The organism is Salmonella sp. 32010601201800023SM (genome assembly GCF_017572235.1).
GTDB classification, from domain to species: Bacteria; Pseudomonadota; Gammaproteobacteria; order Enterobacterales; family Enterobacteriaceae; genus Salmonella; species Salmonella enterica.
In genome coordinates, this window is the sequence record NZ_JAGEQS010000003.1 from 129,733 (window position 1) to 156,557 (window position 26,825).

Here is a 26,825-nt window from a genome sequence, read left to right on the forward strand (position 1 = left end):
GTTGGATTAGCGCGCGATATCAGAAAAGAGAGGAGGAAGCGGCGCACGGTCTGGCGTATGAATCACGCTGCGCCATGCGCCTGATGCTGGTTTAAAATCGGCCTGCGCGGACTGCCAGGCCTGGTAAGCGCTACGCCATCAGGCAAAAGTGTGAACATCTCATCCGGCCTACGGTCGTCTGTAGGCCGACTGTTCACCACTACGCCCTTAAAATGTTTCCCAATTATCGCTGCCGTCGGCCACTGCGGCCTTTGGTGACGACACGGCTGCCGGGGTTTTTACCGCAGCCACTTCACGCGCACGCTGCTGTTGCTGTTGAATACGGAACACCGCGACGGCCTGGGTCAGACGGCTGGCTTGCTCTTCCAGCGCCGCAGCCGCGGCGGCGGACTCTTCCACCAGCGAGGCGTTCTGCTGCGTTACGCGATCCATCTCCGCTACCGCCAGGCCCACCTGGTCGATACCACGGCTTTGCTCGTCAGACGCCGAGGCAATCTCGCCCATGATATCGGTCACGCGGGTCACTGCATTGACGATCTCATCCATGGTTTCACCGGCGCTTTCGACCAGCGTCGACCCCACATCAACACGGCTCACGGAATCCTCAATCAGACTCTTGATCTCTCGTGCCGCCTGCGCGCTACGCTGGGCCAGATTACGGACTTCACCGGCTACCACCGCGAACCCGCGTCCCTGCTCGCCTGCGCGCGCCGCTTCTACCGCCGCATTCAGCGCCAGGATATTGGTCTGGAAAGCAATACCGTCGATTACGCTGATAATATCGGCGATTTTCTGCGAACTGGAGGCGATATCGCGCATTGTTTGTACGACGTTATCCACCACTTTGCCGCCTTTTTGCGCTGTTTCAGAGGCGCTCAATGCCAGGTGACTGGCCTGACGGGCGTTTTCGGCGTTCTGTTTCACGGTGGCGGTCAGTTGTTCCATACTGGCGGCGGTCTCTTCCAGAGACGCTGCCTGCTGCTCAGTACGGGAAGAGAGATCGTTGTTGCCCATCGCAATCTCGCTGGCACCGCTGTAAATGGCATTCGCGCCGTTACGTACATCGCCAACAGTACGCATCAGCTCACTTTGCATATGACGCAGGTTTTCAGCCAACTGCCCCATTTCGTTGGAGCCTTCCACGTCGATACGCTTCACCAGATCGCCGCTGGCGATATGACGAATGCTTTCAATCAGACGATTCATCGGGGCGATAAGCGACAGTTTGATGCCGAACCAGACGGCGATAATGACCACCAGAACGGCAATCAGCACACTGACCAGTACCCACATCGCCTGGTTGTAGGAACTGTTGTTATCCTCAACAGCAATATCGTACAGACGATCGTTTTGCTGCATATAGGCCATGTACTGTTTCTCAAAAGCGTCCTGATAGCTTTGAGTCGGTTGATCAAAAAACTCGTTAATCTTACCCGCGCCAAGAAGCTGAATAAGCTCCGCCAACGCGCCGTGGTAGATATCATAGGTTCGTTTGATCTCAAGGAAAGCCGCTTCACTCTGACGTGGATCGCGCGGTAACGCCTCATACTGCTCCCAGTTTTTTTCGGTCAGCTTCAGCGTATTGGTCGCCCCCTGCATCAGTTCAGCGACAGTTGCGCCGCTGCCAATATTGCTCTGGTCCATCATCCAGCGGATACCCGCGCGATTCAGGGTATTACGCGTTTGCAACAGCTCCACCCAGGTTGCATTCAGGGCAGACTGCTGCTGACGAATGGTTTGCAATACGGTGAAGTTTTCTTTGTCATTCTTCAGCGAGTTGAAGAACAGCCCGCCGGATGTCAGTTGTAAAAGGCCAAATAGCGCCAATACCAGCAGTAAGCTGGTAACAATTTTAATTCGCTTTAACATGTTTTCTCTTTCCGCTAGACAGATACAGAATTTTCGGCCTGGAAAGGGAAAACTTTATGGGATGCGCGCCATTAATATCACGATTAGCTCAGTGAAGTCGTTATGACGCCCCGCGCAACAAGGATCGTCCCATTTTATATCGTGATCTCAATCACATAAAATAGCCCACGCCCTCCTCCGCGAAACCGCTTACCGGTACGTCCGACCGCTTAAACCGCCATACAACCACTCACTGATTTACCTAACTTTACGCGCGCGATGATCTGGCAAGATCCTCTCAGCATAGCAGTCAATCTACCTCCTCAAACACGAACTCAATGTCCACCCAGCTTCGGCTGATAATTAAACTTACAACCAGGTTTTACTATGGATACGAAAAAGATATTCAAGCACATACCCTGGGTGATTCTCGGAATCATCGGTGCTTTCTGCCTCTCGGTCGTTGCCCTACGTCGGGGTGAACACGTGAGCGCCCTGTGGATCGTGGTCGCTTCCGTTTCCGTCTATCTGGTGGCTTACCGCTACTACAGCCTGTACATCGCCCAGAAGGTCATGAAACTCGACCCGACGCGCGCGACGCCGGCGGTTATCAATAACGACGGCCTGAACTACGTGCCGACTAACCGCTACGTGCTGTTTGGTCACCACTTCGCCGCCATCGCTGGCGCAGGTCCGCTGGTCGGGCCGGTATTGGCCGCGCAGATGGGCTATCTGCCGGGGACACTGTGGTTACTGGCGGGCGTGGTGCTCGCGGGCGCAGTGCAGGACTTTATGGTGCTGTTCATCTCTTCCCGCCGTAACGGCGCCTCTCTTGGCGAGATGATCAAAGAAGAGATGGGTACCGTTCCAGGCACCATCGCGCTGTTCGGCTGCTTCTTAATCATGATCATCATCCTCGCGGTGCTGGCATTAATCGTGGTTAAAGCGCTGGCCGAAAGCCCGTGGGGCGTCTTCACCGTCTGCTCAACGGTGCCGATTGCGCTGTTTATGGGCATCTACATGCGCTTCCTGCGTCCGGGACGCGTAGGCGAAGTCTCCGTTATTGGTATCGTGCTGCTGGTGGCGTCTATTTACTTCGGCGGCGTGATTGCCCACGACCCGTACTGGGGCCCGGCGCTGACCTTTAAAGACACCACCATTACCTTCGCGCTGATCGGCTACGCCTTTGTTTCCGCGCTGCTGCCGGTATGGCTGATCCTTGCCCCGCGCGACTATCTCGCTACCTTCCTGAAAATCGGCGTGATCGTCGGTCTGGCGCTGGGGATTGTGATCCTCAACCCGGAACTGAAAATGCCGGCATTGACGCAATATGTCGACGGTACTGGCCCGCTGTGGAAAGGCGCCCTGTTCCCGTTCCTGTTCATCACCATCGCCTGTGGCGCCGTCTCTGGCTTCCACGCGCTCATCTCTTCCGGCACCACACCGAAACTGCTGGCCTGTGAGACCGATGCGCGTTTTATCGGCTACGGCGCGATGCTGATGGAGTCCTTTGTTGCGGTGATGGCGCTGGTGGCGGCCTCGATCATTGAACCGGGTCTCTACTTCGCGATGAACACCCCGCCGGCAGGTCTGGGCATTACCATGCCAAACCTGCACGAGATGGGCGGCGAGAACGCGCCGCTGATTATGGCGCAGTTGAAAGACGTTACCGCACATGCAGCGGCGACCGTCAGCTCCTGGGGCTTTGTGATTTCCCCGGAACAAATCCTGCAAACTGCGAAAGATATCGGTGAACCGTCAGTATTGAACCGCGCAGGCGGCGCGCCAACGCTGGCAGTAGGTATCGCGCATGTGTTCCACAAAGTCCTGCCGATGGCGGATATGGGCTTCTGGTATCACTTCGGTATTCTGTTCGAAGCGCTGTTTATCCTGACCGCGCTGGATGCGGGTACCCGTTCCGGCCGCTTTATGTTGCAGGATTTGCTGGGTAACTTCGTCCCGTTCCTGAAAAAAACCGATTCTCTGGTCGCGGGTATCATCGGTACCGCAGGCTGCGTCGGTTTGTGGGGCTATCTGCTGTATCAGGGCGTGGTCGACCCACTGGGCGGCGTGAAGAGCCTGTGGCCGCTGTTCGGTATCTCTAACCAGATGCTGGCCGCCGTGGCGCTGGTGTTGAGCACCGTGGTACTGATCAAAATGCAGCGCACCAAGTACATCTGGGTGACGGTGATCCCGGCGGTATGGCTGCTGATCTGCACCACCTGGGCACTGGGCCTGAAACTGTTCAGCGCCAACCCACAGATGGAAGGTTTCTTCTACATGGCAAACCTGTATAAAGAGAAGATTGCCAACGGCACCAACCTGACCGAGCAGCAGATTGCCAACATGAACCATATCGTGGTGAACAACTACACTAACGCTGGTTTGAGTATTCTGTTCCTGGTGGTGGTGTACAGTATTATCTTCTACGGTTTCACCACCTGGATGAAGGTACGCAACAGCGATAAACGTACCGACAAAGAAACCCCGTATGTGCCCGTGCCGGAAGGCGGCGTGAAGATCTCTTCACACCACTAAAACTGATGCCGGGTAGCGCACAGCGATCCCGGCTAGTGTAGGCCGGATAAGGCGCAAGCCGCCATCCGGCTTTATTCATTAACAGGACGGCAGAATGTTTGATACTTTAGGTCAGGCAAAAAAATATCTCGGCCAGGCGGCAAAAATGTTGATTGGTATTCCGGACTACGACAACTATGTCGAGCACATGAAAACCAACCATCCCGACAAGCCGTACATGACCTATGAAGAGTTCTTCCGCGAACGTCAGCAAGCACGTTACGGCGGCGATGGCAAAGGCGGTATGCGCTGTTGTTAATGGAGAGACTATGACCCCGATTGCAGTTACCCTACTTACCGGTTTTCTTGGTGCCGGCAAAACCACCCTACTACGCCATATCCTCAACGAACAACATGGTTTTAAAATCGCCGTTATCGAAAACGAATTTGGCGAAGTCTCCGTTGACGATCAACTGATTGGCGATCGCGCCACACAGATCAAAACCCTGACCAACGGCTGCATCTGCTGTACCCGCTCCAACGAGCTGGAAGATGCGCTATTAGACCTGCTCGACAGCCGCGACCGCGGCGATATTGCTTTCGACCGCCTGGTGATTGAATGCACCGGCATGGCCGACCCCGGCCCGATTATTCAGACCTTTTTCTCCCATGACGTATTATGCGAACGCTACCTGTTAGACGGCGTGATTGCGCTGGTCGACGCGGTGCACGCTAACGAGCAGATGAATCAGTTCACCATAGCCCAGTCGCAGATAGGCTACGCCGACCGCATTCTGTTGACCAAAACCGACGTGGCAGGCGACAGCGAGAAACTGCGCGAGCGGCTGGCGCGTATCAACGCCCGCGCCCCGGTTTACACCGTGGTACACGGCGATATTGACCTGAGTCAGTTGTTTAATACCAGCGGCTTTATGCTGGAAGAGAACGTGCTGGCAAGCCAACCGCGTTTCCACTTTATTGCCGATAAACAGAACGATGTGTCGTCAATTGTGGTGGAACTGGATTACCCGGTGGATATCAGCGAGGTTTCGCGGGTGATGGAAAACCTGCTGCTGGAATCAGCGGATAAACTGCTGCGTTACAAAGGGATGCTGTGGATCGACGGCGAACCCAACCGCCTGCTGTTCCAGGGTGTGCAGCGCCTCTACAGCGCCGACTGGGACAGACCGTGGGGCGACGAAACGCCGCACAGCACGCTGGTATTTATCGGGATCCAGTTGCCGGAAGACGAGATCAGAGCGGCATTTGCGGGGTTAAGGAAGTAACCCGCATCAAGGCCATCACAGAATGATGGCCTTCAGAGCAGATATGGCACTCTCTATTCACCGTTAGCATATTATATCTTCCACCAGCGCACCACTACATAATGATAAATACAAACTACCTTAACCACGAGGGGATATTATACTCCGGCAAAGGCTCCACACTATAAGTATCTCTCCTGTCGCTCCCTTTTTTGCAGGTGATCTCATAGAAACCCCACTTATCATTTTTATCCGAATAAAACACAGTATATTTATCAGTATTAAAACCAAAATATTTTTCGTTTTTATTCTTCACTTCCAATTCACCGCACTTTGCTTCATTGCGCCATTCATGGTTGATGGTCTTTTTTAGCACAAAATAAGCGACATCACCAATCAACATAGGAACAAGCAGAAACAAAAACATAGACATAATAAAAGCACCTGTTAATGTAAAGATTCGATACCCTTTTGCTTTATCACCGTAACGCAGAAATAGCCCATAGCAAATAGGTTGTGATAACCACAGGAAAAACATAAGAAATGCGGTGGCTTTCCAACAATATTCTAACCATGGAGAAGAGGATAGCTCCAGATTACTGATTTGCCAGAAAATACTGGCAGAGTAACTACTAGTAAAAACAAAAACACCTGAAAATGCGGTAACCGCCAAGCCGATTACCTTAAAGGTTTTTACTGTATTATTTCTGGCAAAATCTAAAATAGTCAAAATACTACTAATGAGGATAGAGACTGAAAATAAAATAGCTAACCAATACGTTATGGTGTTGACAAACACATTAGCAGACAACAACAAAAGCAAAAAAATTGACCATGCAGTTAGCGATAGAATACCAGCAAACCGAGTCAATAAATGATCATTGTCTGTGCGTACAAAGAAACTGATATATTCCCTAATTCGATTTTCTTGAGTGCAAGAGAATATTAGAATAGATACAAAGAGAAATGCAACCAGGTAACTTTTTAAAGGAACTTTATAGGGGATTAAATAGATTGCGATCACGCCATAGACAATCACCGCAGAATCTAATTTTTTCTGTTTAAAATGTTTAAGAAAGGATCTCCAAATCTTAATAACTTCCATATTAAAACCTTATATGTTGGGTACAGAATTCACGAATTCATCTAAAACAGAGACTTAACACCAATAATGCACACAGAGTGTAATGATTTCATCTGATTTTGTGTGTAGAATTTGCGCATCGCTATTCGATGAGAATCCCCAATGGCTGACCTGAACCTGAGTACCCTGACGGAAGCAGACATCATCACCAAACGCGTTATGCCCGCCATCCTGAAAGCTGGCTGGGATAACACAACTCAAATCCGACAGGAAGTCAAACTCCGGGACGGTAAGGTCATCGTGCGCGGCAAAGTCGCGGCGCGTAGAACGGTGAAATCTGCCGATATCGTGCTGTACCACAAATTAAACATGCCGCTGGCGGTGATCGAAGCTAAAGCCAATAAACATGAAATCGGCAAAGGTATGCAGCAGGCGCTGGGTTATGCGCACCTGCTGGACGTTCCTTTCGTCTTCGCTACCAATGGCGATGGCTTTATCTTCCATGATAAAACGGCAACCGGCGCGATTGAGCGAGAAATTACCCTCGACGAATTCCCAACGCCTGATGAATTGTGGCAAAAATACTGCCAGTGGAAAGGGTACACCGCCGCGCAAATGCCGATCGTCACCCAGGATTATTACAACGACGGCAGCGAAAAGCGGCTGCGCTACTACCAGCTTCAGGCCATCAACAAAACGCTGGAGGCTGTGTCTAACGGGCAAAACAGATTATTACTGGTCATGGCGACAGGAACCGGTAAAACGCTGACGGCGTTTCACATCATCTGGCGTTTATGGCGGTCAGGCGTTAAAAAACGCATCCTGTTCCTGGCAGACCGAAACGTCCTTGTTGACCAGACCCGACTTGATGACTTTCAGCCTTTCGGCTCCGCAATGACCAAAATCACCGGGCGCACTCTCGACCCCGCTTTCGAAATCCATCTTGCGCTCTATCAGGCGTTAACCGGCAATGAAGAGCATCAAAAAGCGTTTAAGCAGGTTTCGCCGGATTTCTTTGATCTGATTATCATCGACGAATGCCACCGAGGCAGCGCCTCTGAAGACAGCGCCTGGCGTGAAATTCTGGATTATTTCAGCTCCGCCACACAGATTGGTATGACCGCCACGCCGAAGGAAACTCACGAGGTCTCCAATAGCGACTACTTTGGCGATCCTATTTACACTTATTCGTTGAAAGAAGGGATCGAGGACGGATTCCTCGCTCCTTACAAAGTGGTTCGTGTCGATATTGATGTTGATTTACAAGGCTGGCGACCCGTGCGCGGCCAGAGCGACCTCAACGGTGAACTGATCGATGACAGAATCTATAACCAGAAAGATTTCGACCGCACGATGGTCATCGACGAGCGGACTGAACTGGTGGCGAAAACCATTACCGATTACCTCAAACGCACCAATCCGATGGATAAAACCATCGTGTTTTGCGAAGACATTCCGCATGCTGAACGTATGCGCCGGGCGCTGATCAACCTCAACCCGGAGATGGTAAAACGTAACGATAAATATGTGATGAAAATCACCGGGGATGACGAAGAAGGGAAAGGCCAGCTGCAGAATTTCAGCGACAAGAAAAAAGAATGGCCGGTGATTGTGACCACCTCAGAACTCATGACTACTGGCGTAAACGTTAAGACCTGCAAACTGATCGTGCTGGACCAAACCATCCGCTCAATGACTAAATTTAAACAGATCATTGGCCGGGGTACCCGCATCGAACAAGACTACGGCAAACTGTGGTTCACCATTCTTGATTTCAAAAAGGCCACTGAACTGTTTGCCGACGAGCGCTTTGACGGTATCCCGGAAAAAGTGATGGAAGCCACGCCAGATGACATTTCGGACCCGGACTCCGGCTTCAACGAAACGCTGGAGGAAGAAACGCCTGACGTCTTTGCCGACGAGGATATCAACGGGGCAGACGAAGATCCGGCCACCTACACCACCAGCACGATGGGCGGCTCCGGCCCGTTACCGGAAGAGGAAGACAACCGGGTCCGTAAATTTCACATTAACGGCGTCACCGTTGGTGTGGTCTCGCAACGCGTCCAGTATTACGACGCCGACGGCAGGCTGGTCACCGAATCCTTCAAAGATTACACCCGCAAAACCGTGCTCAAAGAGTGCGCCTCACTGGATGATTTTGTCCGGAAATGGCAAGATGCTGACCGCAAAGCGGCGGTGATCAAAGAGCTCGAATTACAGGGCATCCTTTGGGATGTTCTGGCGGAAGAGGTGGGCAAAGATCTTGACCCGTTCGACATGCTCTGTCATGTGGTGTATGGTCAGCCGCCGCTCACGCGCAAAGAGCGCGCAGACAATGTTCGCAAGCGTAATTATTTCACCAAATATTCCGATGCCGCGCAGACTGTACTCAGCAATTTGCTGGACAAATATGCCGATGCGGGCGTGGAAGAAATCGAGAATATTCAGGTGCTGAAGCTCAAACCGTTCGACCAGATGGGCACTCTGCAGGAGATCATCACCGACGGCTTTGGTGACAAAGGCACCTATATGCAGGCAGTGAGTGACCTGGAAAGCGAAATTTACCAGCTTCCTCCCCGCTCCGCCTGAACATCCTGATTACGCCACCTGCGGCCCGTCTGCCGCAGGTGGCTTTGTTTTTTTATAAAGGGACGACCCCATGTCAATCAGCTCGGCTATCAAATCATTACAAGACATCATGCGCAAAGATGCAGGCGTCGATGGCGACGCACAGCGTCTGGGTCAGCTCTCCTGGTTACTGTTCCTGAAGATCTTCGACGCCCAGGAACAGGCGCTGGAAATCGAGCAGGAAAAATACAGGCTGCCGATGCCGGAGCGCTACCTGTGGCGCAACTGGGCGGCCGATAACGAAGGGATCACCGGCGATAAACTGCTGGCGTTCGTCAACGACGACCTGTTTCCGACGCTAAAAGATCTGCCCGCGCAGATCGATATCAACCCGCGCGGCTATGTGGTTAAGCAGGCATTCAGCGATGCCTATAACTACATGAAAAACGGTACCCTGCTGCGTCAGGTGATCAACAAGCTGAACGAGATCGATTTTACCCGCGCCAGCGAACGTCATCTGTTCGGCGATATCTACGAACAGATCCTCCGGGATTTACAGGCCGCAGGCAACGCGGGTGAATTCTACACCCCACGCGCCGTGACCCGTTTTATGGTCGAGCGCGTCGATCCGAAACTCGGCGAATCGATTATGGATCCGGCCTGCGGCACCGGCGGCTTCCTCGCCTGCGCGTTTGATCATGTTAAAAATCATTATGCGCACACGGTCACCGACCACCAGATCCTGCAAAAACAGATCCACGGCGTGGAGAAGAAACAGCTACCGCATCTGCTTTGCACCACCAATATGCTGCTGCACGGTATCGAAGTGCCAGTACAGATCCGCCACGATAACACGCTGAACAAACCGCTCTCCTCCTGGGACGAGCAGATGGATGTGATTATCACCAACCCGCCGTTCGGCGGCACCGAAGAAGACGGCATCGAGAAGAACTTCCCTTCCGATATGCAGACCCGCGAAACGGCGGATCTGTTCCTGCAACTGATCATTGAAGTGCTGGCGAAAAACGGCCGCGCGGCGGTGGTGCTGCCGGACGGCACGCTGTTTGGCGAAGGCGTGAAAACCAAGATCAAAAAGCTGCTCACCGAGGAGTGCAACCTGCACACCATCGTGCGTCTGCCGAACGGCGTGTTTAACCCGTACACCGGGATCAAAACTAACCTGCTGTTCTTTACCAAAGGTCAGCCGACCAAAGAGATCTGGTTCTACGAGCACCCGTACCCGGCGGGCGTGAAGAACTACAGCAAAACCAAACCAATGAAGTTTGAAGAATTCCAGGCCGAGATCGACTGGTGGGGCAACGAGGCCGACGGCTTCGCCAGCCGCGTCGAGAACGAGCAGGCGTGGAAGGTCAGCATCGACGAGGTGATTGCCCGCAACTTCAATCTCGATATCAAAAACCCGCACCAGGCGGAAACCGTCAGCCACGACCCGGACGAACTGCTGGCGCAGTACGCTAAGCAGCAGGAAGCAATCCAGACCCTGCGCCACCAGCTGCGCGATATTCTCGGCACAGCGCTCTCCGGTAAGGAGGCCAACTGATGGCGGTGGAAAAACTGATTGTCGACCATATCGATACCTGGACCACGGCGCTGCAAACCCGCTCCACGGCGGGGCGCGGCAGTTCGGGTAAGATTGACCTGTACGGCATTAAGAAGCTGCGCGAGCTGATTCTGGAGCTGGCGGTGCGCGGCAAGCTGGTGCCGCAGGATCCGAACGATAAACCGGCGTCGGTGCTGCTGGAGCGTATTGCGACGGAAAAGGCCGAGCTGGTGAAGCAGGGGAAAATTAAGAAGCAGAAGCCGCTGCCGGAGATTAGCGAGGAAGAGAAACCGTTTGAGCTGCCGGCGGGGTGGGAGTGGGCAAGGTTGAATGAACTAGCCCCTATGGGAATAATCGATGGTGATTGGATCGAAAGTAAAGATCAAGATCCATCGGGAGCTTATAGATTAATTCAACTTGCTGATGTCGGTGTTGGTGATTTTAAGGATAAGTCAGATCGTTATATTAATACGAGTACATTTCATCGTTTAAATTGCCATCAGTTAATGGAGGGTGACATACTCATTGCCCGACTACCCAATCCTATTGGAAGAGCATGTATTTTTCCTAAACTATCTCAATCTGCAATAACAGTTGTAGATATTGCAACAATGAGGCCCTCTGGAAACTATTCAGCCGAATATATAATTTCCGCGATTAACAGTCTGACTTTTAGGCAACAAGTAGAATCCTTTGGTAAAGGGGCGACACGGTTCAGAATCGCGACAGGTCATCTAAAGACTTTATTATTGCCTATACCACCAGTCCAAGAACAATACTCAATATTTAAAAAAATTAAAGAACTCATGTCCCTCTGCGACCAACTGGAACAGTACTCCCTGACCAGCCTGGACGCCCATCAACAGCTGGTTGAAACCCTGCTAACCACGCTAACCGACAGCCAGAACGCCGATGAATTGGCCGAAAACTGGGCGCGTATCAGCGAGCATTTCGACACGTTGTTTACCACCGAAGTCAGCATTGACGCCTTAAAACAAACAATTCTACAACTGGCGGTAATGGGCAAACTGGTGCCGCAGGATCCGAACGACGAACCAGCCTCTGAACTGCTTAAACGTATTGCGCAGGAAAAAGCACAACTGGTGAAAGACGGGAAAATGAAAAAGCAAAAACCGTTGCCACCGATTAGTGATGAGGAAAAACCATTTGAACTGCCGAGTGGGTGGGAATGGTGCCTATTCGAAGACGTCGTTGATATTCAAAGTGGTATAACTAAAGGAAGAAATTTAGCCAACCGAAAGCTGATTTCAATCCCTTATCTACGTGTGGCTAACGTTCAGCGTGGTTATCTTGACCTTTCAGAAGTTAAAGAGATTGATATCCCTGAGGAAGAGAAGGATAAATATCATGTTATTAAAGGAGACCTTTTAATAACAGAAGGTGGTGACTGGGATACTGTTGGTAGAACAACTGTGTGGTGCCATGATTGGTATATAGCAAATCAAAACCATGTTTTCAAAGGAAGAATTATAGGACAAGACATTGATCCTTACTGGCTTGAGACATACATGAACAGTCCTTATGCAAGAGATTATTTTGCTAGTGCAAGCAAGCAAACAACCAACTTAGCATCTATTAATAAGACTCAGTTAAGAGGTTGCCCTGTAGCAATCCCTCCAAGTAGTGAAGCAGAAAAAATCATGCTCAAATTGAATGATTTTAATGAATTATGTGAAAAACTTAAATTACAAATTCAATCCGCCCAACAAACCCAGCTCCACCTGGCCGACGCTCTCACCGACGCCGCCATCAATTAACTCGCCCCCAGAAATCAATAAAGCGGCTAAATAGCCGCTTTATTCCCATCACCAGAAATAATCCATCCCCATATCCACGCCGTTATTTTCATTCATTTTCAGCTGGACTTTCCTTCTATTCCCTGATGATATATACAGGTATTTAGCGCGATGCCGTCGTGTTGGCGCACGGCGACATCGCTAACCACAACCCCTATTGGAATAGGAATAGAGATCATGACTACCCCGCATTCTATTGCAGAATTCACCGATCCAGAAGTCTCCCCAACAAATAACCGCGCCGCCACCGTCAGTTATGCGAGCCGCTACCCGGAATACACCCGTATTCCCGCCATTACCCTGAAAGGCCAGTGGCTGGAAGCCGCCGGTTTTACCACCGGCAGTAAAATGGATATTAAGGTGATGGAAGGCTGCATCGTACTGACCGTGAAACCACCAGAGCCTGAGCTGGTTGAGTCTTTACGGCAAGTAAGCAAGCTGTCAGTACGTAAACAAAAGCAAGTTCAAACGCTTATCCGCGTGATTTCTTCTAAATAGGCAGGAAACCCAGGTGCGATTTAATTCGTACCTGGGTTGCAGTATCAGACATCAATCTCGTCTGTTGCTGTCTCTAATTCAGCAACATCATCCTGACTAATATTTTTCCCCATTGCCTCTTCGATCAATTTCAGCAATTGTTTTTTTCGATCGGCAAAAAATGCCTCGAAACTATCCTGCCGTAACAGCGAAGGCTCAATAAAGTGGCTGCGTAGGATCGCATCCATCTCGGCATTCTCCAGACCTACCTGCGGATGCGTCTGGATCTGCGACAGATACTCAGCCGGAGATCTCCCACCAATCATTCGATTGGCCTTATAGGAGATTGATGTTTTATTAATGATAGAGTTATACACTGCTGGACTAATATTATTAGTTTCGCACCATATCTTTGGGAAAATATGGTGAATATCGAGTGCAATCTCACCATAATCTAACTTTTGGATCGTCGACTTCCAGAAAAAGTCTTGAGCACCATTGCGTAGGATCAACACGCTTAGCGCTTTATACGCGGCGCTCAATCGGGAGCGTAACGTCAATAAACGCCCGGGCTGGAATGATGCTTCATAAATGGTACGCGGTTCTTCACCGTCCCTCTCAATCCAGTTTAGTAACTCTTCCACATCGTTTGCGATACGTGTTTCTACCGCGCCGCCGTACAGTTCCCCCAGGACACCGCACCAGAACCAGCGCGCCAGTTTGTCATAAATTTTGGGCTCCAGCCAATTGCCTTGTAATTGCGATAATACTGCCGCCAGCGGCACAAGCTGCGTACGATAAGGAAGATCCCATGAGTGCATAAAACATTCATGATGGAGAAATTTAGCGGCAAGTAAGAAGCCTTTTTCCACATCGTCGGCCCAGCAATGATAATCTTCAAGAGAAAGCGCTAATACTGAAACTCGTTTAGCACTTACTGCAGTAACTGATTTCCCTGTCTTCCCTTCGGCCAGATCGGCACGCCGTTTTTTTAGCGTATTCAATATGCTGATAGCCTGTAAAAAGTCAGTCGGCTCTACGCCCTGTAGGATAGCTTCTTTATTCAGTACATTTCGGCGGCCAAATTTTTGACGCAAATTACTGCCAAACCAGTCATCCCGAAGATTAAACCCATCAGCCGCAAAACTGGCGGTCACCAGTTCAAATACGGATAGTGGAACACCACCGGTATTAACCTTTTCAAACACCAGGCAAACGGCCTCTTTGCTAGTTGATTTACCCAATTTAATAACAGGCAGCAAATAGTTCCTAAAGGCATTCAGAATTTTTTCACGGAACTGCATATAAGTGAAAAACTTTTCTTGTGAACACTTATATAAATGACTTTCCCATGCATCAGAGTTGATAATTTGGTTACAAGGGAAAAATAATGCTTCGCACTCTTTTTGCACGGTAGAAAAATCCATTTCAACCGTTTCTCCAAAGGAGTTAACAAAAGTTTTTATATCACGACCAAAATTCATCGTTACTTTTTTAGACTTTTCAACAGAAATAAAAGCTTCATCAAGCCTATTGTCCAGAGCGGCCTCAATATCAATATAATAAAAACGGTCTATCTGCTTTCCTTTCTCGTTAAAAGTCTTAACGGGCGTATCCAGCATCAGGACTTGAGTCAAGGACGTTAAACGTTGCTGGCCATCCAGAATCAACATCTCAGGCTCGGTTTTCTGCAATTCTACATTTTCAACTGGACGCACCTGGAAGCGAACTTCTCCCCCAGTCTCCAGCAGCATAACCGCACCAACGGGAAAAGAACGGGCAATACTGACCAGCAAAGACCGGACATGCTCATCATCCCATACCCACCCTCTCTGGAAATCTGGCAACTGTACCCGTCCATCAGTAATCTGCCCCAGGATATCTTTTAAAGCAATTTTCGTCGTGTCAAACGTACTCATTCTGGCGCTCCTGCCATTTTCTCTTTTCAAATTAATAAATTACCACAAATAACATATCCTCAGACTCAATTTTATGCTTTCTGATTCTACTCTGTGCAGTATCATACCCGGTAATATGAAATTCAGGAGGGATCCATGAGCGATATCCAGCTTTTCCGCCTCGGTGGCGGGAAAGTACAAGAACTGCCGGGCAAAGCCGCAGCCATTGAAAAAGATCTGCAAATGCTGATCGAATCCCATATGGAAACGTTCCTTGGCGTCCGCTTTCTCGAGACCGAATACCGCACGGGTAAAACCCATCGTGGGCGAATTGATTCCCTCGGCCTCGATGAAAATAACTGCCCGGTGATTATTGAATATAAGCGCCACAGCAATGAAAACGTCATTAACCAGGGGCTGTTTTATCTCGACTGGCTGCTCGATCATAAAGCGGAATTTCAGTTGCTGGTGATGGAAAAAATAAGTAAAACCGCGGCCAAAGCCATTGACTGGTCCGGCACACGGTTAATCTGTATTGCCGCCGATTTTAATAAATACGACGAACATGCCGTTCAGCAAATCAACCGCAATATCAACCTGATTCGCTACAAGCTTTTTGCCGACGACCTGTTAATGCTGGAACTGGTTAACGCCGTGGTCGAAAATAGCCCTCAGCACATCATCGCGAACGGTTCCGTCAGCAGCGGTAAACGCCATACCCGCACGCAGCGCGAACAGCTCTCTTTGGCCTCTCCCGCGCTGCTTTCATTATATGAACAGCTAAAAAACTATGTGCTCTCACTCAGTGATGAGGTTCAGTTTAAAGAGCTTAAGCTCTATGACGCCTTCCACCTCATTCGTAACTTTCTGTGCGTGGCCGTTTATCCCGTGACCGACCCACACCTACGCCTGTGGCTGAAAATTAATCCACAGCATATCCAGCTTGAAGAAGGATTTAGCCGGGACGTCACAAACATTGGCCACTGGGGAACCGGCGACGTCGAATTGATTGTGCGTAATGAACACGATCTGGATAAAGCTAAACTGCTGATCGAGAAAGCCTGGCAGGAAAATTAGCGTTCCAGGATATCCGCCTACTGGAGAGGTTAAGATAAGATTATCCAGCCTTTCCAGTTTTACTGACTCTTATCTGTTATTCCACATCCTTCCTTTCCAACCCAATATCCCTTAACTGCTCGTCACTCATTCGTCGCAGCGCCTGACAGGCCCGCTTACGCAGCCACCACCTTTTTAGCGCCCGTCTGAGCTGCACAAAGCCAATGAATGGTTGTCTGGGGCGGTTCTCGTAAAATTCCATACCGGCCTCCGCATAGAACAGAAAATGCGGGCATCATGAATGTCTGTACAAACAATATCGGGATAAAAAGCACGGTTAGTGCAACGTGGATAAATAAGGAGGGCGATTGAAGGTGTTTTGTTCGCTTATTTCGTTCTGATTTAAGATCCGCGTCCTTCGCTGCAAAAAGCCAGGCCCCTCCCGTTTTCAGAGGGGCAACAGGGATTAGCGGCGCACCACTACCAGCTTCTGGTTCACAAACTCCTTAATCCCCAGATCCGATAGCTCGCGTCCGAAGCCCGAACGCTTAACGCCGCCGAACGGCAGCTCCGCTGCGGTGTCGGTCAGCCAGTTGATATAAACCATCCCGGTTTCAATCCGGGAGGCCATGCGTTTAGCACGCTCAATATCCTGACTAAACACCGCACCGCCCAGGCCGTAGTGGGAATCGTTGGCGAGTTTTACCGCCTCGTCATCGTCTTTCACCACATACATCTGCGCCACCGGGCCGAAGAACTCTTCAAAGTACGCCGGGTTGTCACGCGTAATGTGGGTCAGAATGGTCGGCTCAAAGAAGTTGCCTTTGCTTTCCAGCGGCTTGCCGCCAATGTGCAGCGTCGCGCCATTTTTTACCGCTTCCTCGACCTGTCTGGTCAATGTTTCCAGCGCATCTTTCGACGACAGCGGCCCCAGTTCAGTAGAAGCGTCCATCTGATCCCCCACCTTCACCTTCCTGAACGCCTCGGTGAACTGGCTGAGGAATTGATCGGCGATTTTCTCATGCAGGATAAAGCGCTTCGCCGCCGTACATACCTGCCCCGCATTAGTGAGCCGTGCCTGCACGCCAATTTTCACCGCTTTCTCAAGATCGGCATCGTCCAGCACGACGAACACATCGTTCCCGCCCAGTTCCAGCGTCGATTTTTTAATGTGCTTCGCCGCCTGTGCCGCCACGGCGCTCCCCGCTTTTTCAGATCCGGTCAGCGCCGCGCCCTGCACGCGCGGGTCGGCGATGATATTCGCCACCTGATCGGAGGAAATAAACAGGTTGGTCCATGCGCCTTCCGGCGCGCCGGCTTCACGCACCAGATGGGCAAATGTCTCGGCGCAGTGCGGTACGATGCTGGCATGTTTCGCCAGCACCGGGTTACCAGCGGCCAGGTTCGGCGCCAGCACACGCATCAACTGATAGTACGGGAAGTTCCACGGCTCAACAGCCATGATGACGCCAATCGGATGATGTTCTACCCACGCGTCGCCAAACTCGGTTTTATAAGGCACCGGGGCAAGAAACTGCTTCGCGTTATCCGCATAATAGCGAGCGATCTGCGCACACAGTTTGACTTCGCCACGGCTCTGCTCGATGAGCTTGCCCATCTCCTGGCTGGCGATTTTTGCCAGTTCTTCAACACGGCTGTCGATCAAGTCAGCCAGCTTATGCAGTACCGGCAGACGTTGGTCAATCTCTCCTTTGGACCAGTCGGAGTGATAGAGCGCGTCAGCTTTTTGCAGCGCGGCTTCAATATCCGCGTCCGTGTGCGGGGGGTACTCTTTAATGAGCTGATTATTGGCAGGATTCACTGTCTGGTAAGCCATATCACATGTCTCCTTGTTATCGTCATTAAGGCAGCCGTAAATGCCGCTCAGAACAATAAGGGTAGTAGAGATGGCTGGCGCTATCGGTAAAGTTCGGTATATTCGTGAGGTTATCAGCGATAATTATAGAGCGCGTTGCCCGGCGGGCACCGGGCCTGCAACATTCAGACTGGAACCGCGTTAGTGGCTAACATCCTGAAGCTCTTCAGCCGTAAGGCCGGTGAACCGCTGGACAGTCTCGCGGTCAAGTCCGTCCGCCAGCATCTGTCTGGCGATACGCAATGCGGCAACATGCTGACCTTTTTCCAGCCCTTTTTCTAATCCTTCTGCTAATCCTTCCTCCAGACCGACCTGTCTTCCTTGCCGTTCCCCTTTTCTGCGATCCGCTGCGCGGATCCTCTCTATCAGCGTCATCAGTCTCTCCTTAGTGTGCGGGACATGCCCTACCACATCACGAATAAACGTGGTGAAACGAGGCGTATGTCCGTGCTGAATCATAAGATAATTAAACAGCGCTTTAAGCTGCCTGTCATTAGCGCAACCAGTAACTAACAGCGAAGCAATTCGTTCAACCAGTCCCAGCAGGTCGCGCTGGCGGATATGTTTTTGGATGAGCTCCAGCAGCGCAATGCGGCGGTGCTGCATAATGTCATCATCCGATACCACCGTAATGTCGACCAGCGGAAAGGCAGCGGCATAGAGTCTTCTTGCCACTTCCGGGTTCGCAAACTCATCCAGCCAGCACAGCGAAAAAGGATACGGGCTATCAACACCGTGATAAAACAGCATCGGCACCACCAGCGGAAGATGCTTATGCCCCGCATCCAGATGCTGTTGCATTGCCGCCATCGCATACCGCATCAGCCGAAACGCCATATGCGCATCCGGCGTGCTCTGATGTTCAATCACGACATAAATATAACCGTCGCCCTCGCGCGTTTTCAGCGACCAAAGCACATCGGAATAATAGGCTCGCAGATTTTTTTCAATAAAACTGCCGGGCTCCAGCTTTAGCGTCCGCAGGTCGCAAAGCTGGCGTAACGACACCGGCAGATGAATCTCCATAAAATCGCGGGCGGTTTCCGGGTGGCGCAAAAAGGTTTTAAACACCGCATCATGCGGTGTTGAGGTCGTCGATTTTTTCATGGCGCTCCGTCATCCCAAACCAGGATGCTGCGACTCTACCTCCTGAAAATTCCTTTCTCATCCGTACCTTTTCAGCATTGCGAGGCGCGACGGAAGATAAATCCTGTTATCTGTAATGCACATACATTTTCGGAACTGAACACGCAAAATACCAGCCTGCGCGCCCTGCCTTTATCTTTATTAACCAGACAAACTCTTTTGATTAACATCAAAATTTAATTACACTTAATGTGTATATTTTCCGTGCAACGTAAATTTCCCGAGGTGTGATGTGCTGATTGTTATCTGTAATCGCCACACGTTCTGACGAGATTCAGAACGCGTCTCTTCCTGTCTGTGTTTTCACCGGCAGCGTTTTTGATTACATGAAATTCAGTACATCCGCAGCCGCTGTTTCCATCGCCTGCCTGACGTCACGATGACGGTATTGAGTTTCGCTATCCCATCATGGGGTTCTCCGACATGGAGCGCATTTTTTATGCAACGGATTATTCAGTTTTTCTCCCAACGCGCCACAACGTTATTTTTCCCGATGGCGCTGATTTTGTACGATTTTGCCGCCTATCTGACGACGGATCTGATTCAGCCTGGCATCATTAACGTCGTGCGCGATTTTAATGCTGACGTCAGTCTTGCGCCGGCCTCGGTCAGTCTCTATCTGGCGGGCGGAATGGCGTTGCAATGGCTTCTGGGGCCGCTATCCGACAGGATTGGCCGCCGGCCAGTGCTGATTGCAGGGGCATTAATTTTTACTCTCGCCTGCGCGGCAACGCTGTTGACGACCTCAATGACGCAGTTTCTGGTTGCCCGTTTTGTGCAGGGCACCAGCATTTGCTTTATCGCAACGGTCGGCTACGTCACGGTACAGGAGGCCTTCGGTCAAACCAAAGCCATTAAGCTGATGGCGATTATTACCTCCATTGTGCTGGTCGCTCCGGTTATCGGCCCGCTCTCCGGCGCCGCGCTGATGCACTTCGTTCACTGGAAGGTACTGTTCGGTATTATTGCGGTGATGGGACTGTTGGCGTTGTGCGGCCTGCTGCTGGCGATGCCGGAAACGGTGCAACGCGGCGCGGTGCCGTTCAGCGCGGTGAGCGTACTGCGCGATTTTCGTAATGTGTTTCGCAACCCGATTTTTCTCACCGGGGCGGCTACGCTGTCGTTGAGCTACATCCCGATGATGAGCTGGGTGGCGGTGTCGCCGGTGATCCTGATCGATGCCGGCGGGATGAGTACTTCGCAATTCGCCTGGGCGCAGGTGCCCGTATTCGGCGCGGTGATCGTGGCCAATATGATCGTTGTGCGCCTGGTGAAAGATCCGACCCGACCGCGTTTTATCTGGCGCGCCGTACCAATCCAGTTAAGCGGGCTGGCAACATTGCTTCTCGGTAATCTTCTTCTGCCGCACGTCTGGCTTTGGTCTGTGCTGGGCACCAGCCTGTACGCGTTCGGCATTGGCATGATTTTCCCGACGCTGTTTCGCTTCACGCTTTTCTCCAACAACTTGCCAAAAGGGACGGTTTCAGCCTCGCTGAACATGGTGATTCTGACGGTGATGGCGGTGTCGGTCGAAGTTGGCCGCTGGCTGTGGTTTCACGGCGGGAGACTGCCGTTTCACCTGCTGGCAGCGGTGGCCGGGGTGATTGTGGTCTTCACTCTGGCGACACTATTACAGCGCGTGCGCCAGCATGAGGCGGCAGAACTGGCCGCTGAGAAGTAAATACTCTGCCGGATAGAGGCTTATCCGGCACAGGATAATCTGATGTTTTTTGCACGTTCCTGCCGTCTGGCTCTATCCTTAACCCTATGAATAAAATCGCCGAACTCAAACGCGCCAAACGCCTGGCGCTCTCACTGTTGCTGATAGCCGCCGCGACGTTTGTGACCACGCTTTTCCTGCCGCCCAGTTTTTGGGTGCTGGGCGTAAAAGCAATTGCCGAAGCGGCGATGGTTGGCGCGCTGGCGGACTGGTTTGCCGTGGTGGCGCTGTTTCGCCGCATTCCCATTCCGTTTATTTCACGACATACGGCGATTATTCCCCGTAATAAAGACCGAATCGGCGAAAATCTTGGGCAATTTGTGCAGGAGAAGTTCCTTGATACGCAGTCGCTGATCGCGCTAATCCGCCGCCATGAACCCGCGCTGCTTATCGGAAACTGGTTCAGCCAGCCGGACAACGCCAGCCGGGTCGGGCAGCATCTGCTGCAAATTATGAGCGGCTTTCTGGAACTAACCGATGACGCCCGTATTCAGCGGCTGCTCAAGCGAGCGGTGCATAAGGCGATTGATAAAGTGGACCTTTCCGGCACCAGCGCCCTGATGCTGGAAAGCATGACCAAAAACGATCGTCACCAGGTGTTACTCGATACGCTGATCGCCCAGCTTATCGCCCTGTTACAGCGTGACAGCTCCCGAACATTTATCGCCAGACAGATCATACGCTGGCTGGAGACCGAGCATCCGTTAAAAGCGAAGATTCTGCCGACCGAATGGCTGGGAGAACACAGCGCTGAACTGGTCTCCGACGCGGTGAATTCTCTGCTGGATGATATCAGTCACGACCGCGCGCATCAGATTCGTCATGCCTTCGATCGTGCGACGTATAAGCTGATCGATAAACTTAAACATGATCCGGAAATGGCTGCCCGGGCAGAAAACATTAAAAGTTACCTGAAGGAAGATGAGGCGTTTAACCGTTATCTCGGCGAAATCTGGGCGGATCTACGCCAGTGGTTAAAAACAGATATCAACGCCGAAGACTCAAAGGTGAAGCAGCGCATCGCTCATGCCGGACAATGGTTTGGCGAGACGCTGATCGCCGACGACGCATTACGCGCCTCGCTTAACGGTCATCTGGAACAGGCCGCGCACCGCGTCGCGCCGGAATTCGCCGCCTTCCTGACGCGCCACATCAGCGATACCGTAAAAGGCTGGGATGCGCGCGATATGTCGCAGCAGATTGAGCTTAATATCGGTAAAGATTTGCAGTTTATCCGCGTGAACGGCACGCTGGTCGGCGGCGCTATTGGTCTGGTGTTATATTTACTGTCGCAAATACCGGCACTGCTCAGTATCTAAGAAGGGGAAGGCGCAATTCTCGTTCAGATTAACTGCCAAACCCCGCACGTGGGAGGCATTAATTTAATGCCATTTCCCACCGATGCCCCTCTTCTCAATCCGTTATTCGCCTGCGCTTCACTTTCTTTTCTTGCAAATTTGAAACATTAATTTTACTTTTTATTATCATTTACAACAACAATCCGGCATTCCTGCCTTACTTTAGCAAAGAGAAAAACCATGGTTCATGCTCAGAGCGCTTCACCTCGCCATCCCATTTTTACGGCGCTTTTCGGTATGATGGTATTGACGCTGGGGATGGGAGTTGGCCGCTTTCTGTATACGCCCATGCTGCCGGTAATGCTGGCGGAAAAGCAGCTAACGTTTAACCAACTCTCCTGGATTGCCAGCGCCAATTATGCAGGGTACCTGGCGGGAAGCTTACTGTTTTCCTTTGGCCTTTTTCATCTCCCCTCTCGTCTACGCCCCATGCTGCTGGCTTCGGCGGTCGCCACCGGTATTCTTATTCTGGCCATGGCGATATTTACCCAACCCGCGGTCGTCATGTTGGTGCGCTTCCTGGCAGGCGTCGCGAGCGCGGGAATGATGATTTTTGGATCAATGATTGTGTTGCATCATACCCGCCATCCGTTTGTGATCGCCGCGCTCTTTTCCGGCGTCGGGGCCGGGATTGCACTGGGCAACGAATATGTCATTGGCGGTTTACATTATGCGCTTTCGGCCCATTCGCTATGGCTGGGGGCCGGGGCGCTCGCCGGTATATTGCTATTAATCGTGGCAATATTGATTCCCCCCCGCGCTCATGCGCTGCCGCCTGCGCCCTTAGCAAGAATCGAAAATCAGCCTATGCCCTGGTGGCAACTGGCGCTGTTGTACGGTTTCGCCGGATTCGGCTACATCATTGTCGCTACCTATTTGCCGCTGATGGCGAAAAGCGCGGGCTCTCCGCTACTCACGGCGCACCTTTGGTCGTTGGTCGGCCTGGCGATCATTCCCGGCTGCTTCGGCTGGCTGTGGGCGGCAAAACATTGGGGCGTCCTGCCATGCCTGACCGCGAACCTGTTGATCCAGAGCGCCTGCGTGCTGCTGTCTCTCGCCAGCGACTCGTTGTTGCTGTTAATACTGAGCAGTATTGGTTTTGGCGCCACGTTTATGGGCACAACCTCGCTGGTGATGCCGCTTGCCCGACAACTCAGCGCGCCGGGCAATATTAATTTGTTAGGCCTGGTGACGCTAACGTATGGTATTGGGCAAATTCTCGGTCCGCTCGCCGCCAGTCTGTCAGGCAATGGCGCGTCGGCAATTATCAACGCCACGCTTTGCGGTGCCGCGGCGCTCTTTTTTGCCGCGCTGATCAGCGCCGCGCAGCAGATAAAACAAAAACGGTTTGTGATACGTGAATAAGCGGTAGAGTAAACCCGCGCTATCTGCACCGGGTTGTATCTTTAATGCTATTCGCGGCGCAATGCGGATCTGTTTTTAATAGCACATCCTCAACACGTTATTTCAAGGTAAAGATGCCACTAAAAACTATACTTATTCTATGGTTTTTAGTGTTATCAATCTGTCTATTATTTTATATACCCTTCCTACTTCAAGTGGCTTCTGTGTTGGCTACGGATTACCCGGCCCATCCATGGGCCTCGCCCTGACGGGCCGTTGCTCACTCCAGTTACATCGTTATCTATGCTCCCGGGGACTCACTCCCTTGCCGCCTTTAAGCAACTCGAATTATTTTGGGTATATATTCCATTATGATGATTATCGCTGCCTCTCAAATCATCACAATTATAAATAAATCACATCATGAAATTAATTCGATTATTCGTTTTTTATTACCTGCCCGTAGGATTCTTAGGGCGCAAGCTGACCTATCAGCGGCTACTGACCTGACCGTGACAATTCCTCTTAAGGCGTGAAAAATTACAGTAAAAAAGTAAAATTTAGGTTAAAAAATCCTATTTTTTAACAACGATAATTAAGTGGCGTGAAATTGACTAACGTCAAATTTATTTCTCCTTTTTTCCTGCTCCCAGCTCCGGCCTGCGTCAACACCTGTTTCTTTGCTTTTTTACCTCGCGTTATACCGTCCACGGTTCCCCGCGCCTCCGGCAGTAGCGAGGATGGTGATTTTTCGCGCTGCTATGCAAGAAACGCATAGCACGATACATACTTGCATTTTGTCCTTACCCTTATGGCTGATAAGGTCTTTCTGTTTCGGGCTTTTTGGCCTGTGGCTACAACCAACACATCATCAAAAAAATTCGGGGATCGCTATGGCGCAACAAGTGGACGGGGCGGCCATGCCGCTTGATACAGAAAAGGTCGGGATAAAGGGATACCTGGCGTTTTTTCTCACCATTATTTTCTTTTCCGGCGTATTTTCCGGAAGCGAAGGCTGGTGGCGCGTTTTTGATTTTACCGTACTCAACGGGTCATTCGGTCATGTGACCGGTACGCAGACCTTTCGTGGCGCGGGCGGAACGGGCGCGAAAGATGGCTTCCTTTTTGCGCTGGAGCTGGCACCGTCGGTTATCCTTTCTCTGGGTATCATCGCGATTACGGATGGACTGGGCGGTCTGCGGGCGGCGCAGCAATTGATGACGCCCATCCTGAAACCATTGCTTGGCATTCCCGGCATTTGCTCACTGGCGCTGATCGCCAACCTGCAAAATACCGACGCGGCGGCGGGTATGACCAAAGAACTGGCGCAGGAAGGCGAAATCACCGAACGCGATAAAGTGATTTTTGCCGCCTGGCAGACCAGCGGCAGCGCTATTATCACCAACTATTTCTCCTCCGGCGTTGCGGTATTCGCCTTTCTGGGAACGTCAGTCATCATTCCGCTGGTGGTCATTCTGCTATTCAAATTTATCGGCGCAAACCTTTTGCGCATCTGGATTAACATCGAAGAACGCCGTCACCCTGCGCAAGGAGCCCAATCATGACGACTCAGGTACGTAAGAATGTCATGGATATGTTTATCGATGGCGCACGCCGCGGTTTTACCATCGCTACGACCAACCTGTTACCCAATGTGGTCATGGCATTTGTCATTATTCAGGCGCTGAAAATTACCGGTCTGCTCGACTGGGTAGGCCATATCTGCCAGCCCGTGATGGCGTTGTGGGGGCTTCCCGGCGAAGCGGCTACGGTGCTTCTGGCTTCGCTGATGAGTATGGGCGGCGCCGTTGGCGTGGCGGCCAGTCTGGCTACCGCCGGCGCGCTAAGCGGCCACGATGTTACCGTACTACTGCCAGCCATTTACCTGATGGGAAACCCGGTACAGAATGTCGGCCGCTGTCTCGGTACTGCCGAAGTCAACGCCAAATATTACCCGCATATTATCGCAGTCTGCGCCATCAATGCGCTGCTGTCGATCTGGGTCATGCAGCTTATTGTTTAATAAGGAGTTATCATGCCTGATTTATCCGCCGCGGAGTTTACCTTATTACAGGGTGCGCACCTGTTTGCGCCAGAAGACCGGGGCATCTGCGATGTTCTGCTCGCGAATGGCAAAATTATTGCCGTCGGCGCTGACATCCCCAGCGATATCGTACCGGACTGTACGGTGATTAATCTTAGCGGCCGTATGCTGTGCCCGGGCTTTATCGACCAACACGTTCATCTGATCGGCGGCGGCGGCGAAGCGGGGCCGACGACGCGGACGCCGGAAGTCTCCCTGAGCCGCCTGACGGAAGCCGGGATAACAACGGTCGTCGGCCTGCTTGGCACCGACTCCGTCAGCCGTCATCCCGCGTCGCTGTTAGCCAAAACGCGAGCGCTAAATGAGGAGGGGATCACCGCCTGGATGCTCACGGGCGCTTATCACGTTCCGTCGCCGACCATTACTGGCTCGGTAGAAAAAGACGTCGCGCTGATCGATCGCGTCATTGGCGTGAAATGCGCAGTCTCCGACCACCGTTCCGCCGCGCCCAGCGGGAATCAACTCGCCAGCATGGCCGCCGAATCACGCGTTGGCGGCCTGCTGGGCGGCAAACCCGGTGTCAGCGTTTTTCATATGGGCAGCAGCAAAAAAGGGTTACAGCCGCTGTACGACATCCTGGAAAACAGCGACGTGCCGATCGGTAAACTGCTGCCTACCCACGTCAACCGTAGCGAATCGCTTTTCGAGCAGGCGCTGGCGTTTGCGCTTAAAGGCGGCGTGATCGACATTACCACCAGTATTCCGGATCCCGTCGCGCCGGCGGAGGGCATTGCCAGAGCGGTAAAAGCCGGCGTCCCGCTTTCCCGGGTGACGCTCAGTTCAGACGGTAACGGCAGCCAGCCGCTATTTGACGCTGCCGGAAATCTGACGGGCATCGGCGTCGCGGGCTTCGAAAGTTTGCTGGAGACGTTGCAGACGCTGGTTAATCACTACGGATTCAGCCTGACCGATGCTCTGCGTCCGCTGACGACCAGCGTAGCCGCCTTCCTCAGTCTGGACGGCAAAGGCGAAATCCGTCCCGGTAACGATGCGGATCTGCTCGTCTTTAGCGCAGATTTACGTATTGAGCAGGTGTATGCGCGCGGCAAACGCATGGTCAATGAGGGGAAAGCCTGCGTAAAAGGTACCTTTGAACCGGCGTAATTCCCGCTAGTTTCAGGCTGCCCCATCACGGCATTCTGAAAGAGGACGGGATAAGCGGTTGTCAGCCGCCCGAATGGAC

General features: G+C 51.8%; 21 protein-coding genes and 1 pseudogene. 16 read left to right on the forward strand and 6 right to left on the reverse strand.

Annotated elements, in window-relative coordinates; all coding sequences use genetic code 11:
* Positions 1-20 precede the first annotated feature (20 nt).
* Positions 21-95, forward strand: a pseudogene (locus J4617_RS22990) (GNAT family N-acetyltransferase); the annotation flags it as partial.
* 112 nt (positions 96-207) lie between these two features.
* On the opposite strand, the gene tsr reads toward J4617_RS22990, so the two are convergent.
* Positions 208-1,869, reverse strand: coding sequence for a methyl-accepting chemotaxis protein (tsr, locus tag J4617_RS11445; protein ID WP_017465681.1), 1,662 nt, complete (start codon positions 1,867-1,869; stop codon positions 208-210).
* A 366-nt stretch (positions 1,870-2,235) separates the two neighbouring features.
* On the opposite strand from tsr, the gene btsT reads away from it, so the two are divergent.
* The 3 genes from btsT (at position 2,236) to yjiA (ending at position 5,651) form a co-directional block, all read left to right on the forward strand.
* Positions 2,236-4,386 carry a pyruvate/proton symporter BtsT gene (btsT, locus tag J4617_RS11450; RefSeq protein WP_000379929.1) on the forward strand — a complete coding sequence of 717 codons (2,151 nt, stop codon included), beginning with the start codon at positions 2,236-2,238 and terminating at the stop codon, positions 4,384-4,386.
* Positions 4,387-4,480: 94 nt separating this feature from the next.
* Positions 4,481-4,684 carry a YbdD/YjiX family protein gene (locus J4617_RS11455; protein WP_000460616.1) on the forward strand — a complete coding sequence of 68 codons (204 nt, stop codon included), beginning with the start codon at positions 4,481-4,483 and terminating at the stop codon, positions 4,682-4,684.
* Between the two features lie 10 nt (positions 4,685-4,694).
* Complete coding sequence (yjiA, locus tag J4617_RS11460) at positions 4,695-5,651, forward strand: GTPase (RefSeq protein WP_000187838.1); 957 nt, start codon at positions 4,695-4,697, stop codon at positions 5,649-5,651.
* A 115-nt stretch (positions 5,652-5,766) separates the two neighbouring features.
* On the opposite strand, the gene J4617_RS11465 is transcribed toward yjiA, so the two are convergent.
* Positions 5,767-6,735: a hypothetical protein gene (locus J4617_RS11465; RefSeq protein ID WP_000452025.1), complete on the reverse strand. Its 969-nt coding sequence runs from the start codon at positions 6,733-6,735 to the stop codon at positions 5,767-5,769.
* A gap of 141 nt (positions 6,736-6,876) precedes the next feature.
* On the opposite strand from J4617_RS11465, the gene J4617_RS11470 reads away from it, so the two are divergent.
* The 4 genes from J4617_RS11470 (at position 6,877) to symE (ending at position 13,161) form a co-directional block, all read left to right on the forward strand.
* Entirely contained in the window at positions 6,877-9,306 is a 2,430-nt protein-coding gene (locus J4617_RS11470) for a DEAD/DEAH box helicase family protein (RefSeq protein WP_000774451.1), read from the forward strand.
* Positions 9,307-9,376: 70 nt separating this feature from the next.
* Positions 9,377-10,846, forward strand: coding sequence for an N-6 DNA methylase (locus tag J4617_RS11475; RefSeq protein WP_017465682.1), 1,470 nt, complete (start codon positions 9,377-9,379; stop codon positions 10,844-10,846).
* Positions 10,846-12,624, forward strand: coding sequence for a restriction endonuclease subunit S (locus J4617_RS11480; RefSeq protein WP_017465683.1), 1,779 nt, complete (start codon positions 10,846-10,848; stop codon positions 12,622-12,624). Before J4617_RS11475 ends, J4617_RS11480 begins: the two co-directional genes overlap by 1 nt.
* A gap of 216 nt (positions 12,625-12,840) precedes the next feature.
* Positions 12,841-13,161: an endoribonuclease SymE gene (gene symE, locus J4617_RS11485; RefSeq protein ID WP_017465684.1), complete on the forward strand. Its 321-nt coding sequence runs from the start codon at positions 12,841-12,843 to the stop codon at positions 13,159-13,161.
* Positions 13,162-13,205: 44 nt separating this feature from the next.
* Here symE and J4617_RS11490 read toward each other — a convergent pair whose 3' ends face one another.
* Positions 13,206-15,059 carry a DUF262 domain-containing protein gene (locus J4617_RS11490; protein ID WP_017465685.1) on the reverse strand — a complete coding sequence of 618 codons (1,854 nt, stop codon included), beginning with the start codon at positions 15,057-15,059 and terminating at the stop codon, positions 13,206-13,208.
* A 135-nt stretch (positions 15,060-15,194) separates the two neighbouring features.
* Between J4617_RS11490 and J4617_RS11495 the strand changes: the two genes are divergently transcribed.
* Positions 15,195-16,115 (forward strand): DUF5655 domain-containing protein, encoded by a 921-nt coding sequence (locus J4617_RS11495; RefSeq protein ID WP_017465686.1) that lies wholly within the window; start codon positions 15,195-15,197, stop codon positions 16,113-16,115.
* 76 nt (positions 16,116-16,191) lie between these two features.
* Here J4617_RS11495 and yjiS read toward each other — a convergent pair whose 3' ends face one another.
* Entirely contained in the window at positions 16,192-16,356 is a 165-nt protein-coding gene (yjiS, locus tag J4617_RS11500; protein WP_000397917.1) for a DUF1127 domain-containing protein YjiS, read from the reverse strand.
* Here yjiS and J4617_RS11505 point away from each other — a divergent pair.
* Positions 16,323-16,466 carry a hypothetical protein gene (locus J4617_RS11505; protein ID WP_001541460.1) on the forward strand — a complete coding sequence of 48 codons (144 nt, stop codon included), beginning with the start codon at positions 16,323-16,325 and terminating at the stop codon, positions 16,464-16,466. The genes yjiS and J4617_RS11505 overlap by 34 nt on opposite strands.
* Before the next feature lie 94 nt (positions 16,467-16,560).
* On the opposite strand, the gene J4617_RS11510 is transcribed toward J4617_RS11505, so the two are convergent.
* Complete coding sequence (locus tag J4617_RS11510) at positions 16,561-17,931, reverse strand: NAD-dependent succinate-semialdehyde dehydrogenase (protein WP_017465687.1); 1,371 nt, start codon at positions 17,929-17,931, stop codon at positions 16,561-16,563.
* A gap of 180 nt (positions 17,932-18,111) precedes the next feature.
* On the reverse strand, positions 18,112-19,077 hold the full coding sequence (locus J4617_RS11515; RefSeq protein WP_017465689.1) for an Rpn family recombination-promoting nuclease/putative transposase: 966 nt from the start codon (positions 19,075-19,077) through the stop codon (positions 18,112-18,114).
* A 478-nt stretch (positions 19,078-19,555) separates the two neighbouring features.
* Between J4617_RS11515 and mdtM the strand changes: the two genes are divergently transcribed.
* The 6 genes from mdtM (at position 19,556) to iadA (ending at position 26,746) form a co-directional block, all read left to right on the forward strand.
* Entirely contained in the window at positions 19,556-20,797 is a 1,242-nt protein-coding gene (gene mdtM / locus J4617_RS11520; protein ID WP_001188918.1) for a multidrug efflux MFS transporter MdtM, read from the forward strand.
* Positions 20,798-20,883: 86 nt separating this feature from the next.
* Positions 20,884-22,155 (forward strand): DUF445 domain-containing protein, encoded by a 1,272-nt coding sequence (locus tag J4617_RS11525; protein WP_001033033.1) that lies wholly within the window; start codon positions 20,884-20,886, stop codon positions 22,153-22,155.
* A 219-nt stretch (positions 22,156-22,374) separates the two neighbouring features.
* On the forward strand, positions 22,375-23,559 hold the full coding sequence (locus J4617_RS11530) for an MFS transporter (protein ID WP_017465690.1): 1,185 nt from the start codon (positions 22,375-22,377) through the stop codon (positions 23,557-23,559).
* 872 nt (positions 23,560-24,431) lie between these two features.
* Entirely contained in the window at positions 24,432-25,103 is a 672-nt protein-coding gene (locus J4617_RS11535; RefSeq protein WP_000068750.1) for a nucleoside recognition domain-containing protein, read from the forward strand.
* The gene (locus tag J4617_RS11540; protein ID WP_000211979.1) at positions 25,100-25,561 is read left to right on the forward strand and encodes a YjiG family protein; all 462 of its coding nucleotides are present in this window, start codon (positions 25,100-25,102) and stop codon (positions 25,559-25,561) included. The genes J4617_RS11535 and J4617_RS11540 overlap by 4 nt, the downstream gene beginning before the upstream one ends.
* 12 nt (positions 25,562-25,573) lie before the next feature.
* On the forward strand, positions 25,574-26,746 hold the full coding sequence (iadA, locus tag J4617_RS11545) for a beta-aspartyl-peptidase (RefSeq protein ID WP_001821328.1): 1,173 nt from the start codon (positions 25,574-25,576) through the stop codon (positions 26,744-26,746).
* Positions 26,747-26,825: the final 79 nt, after the last annotated feature.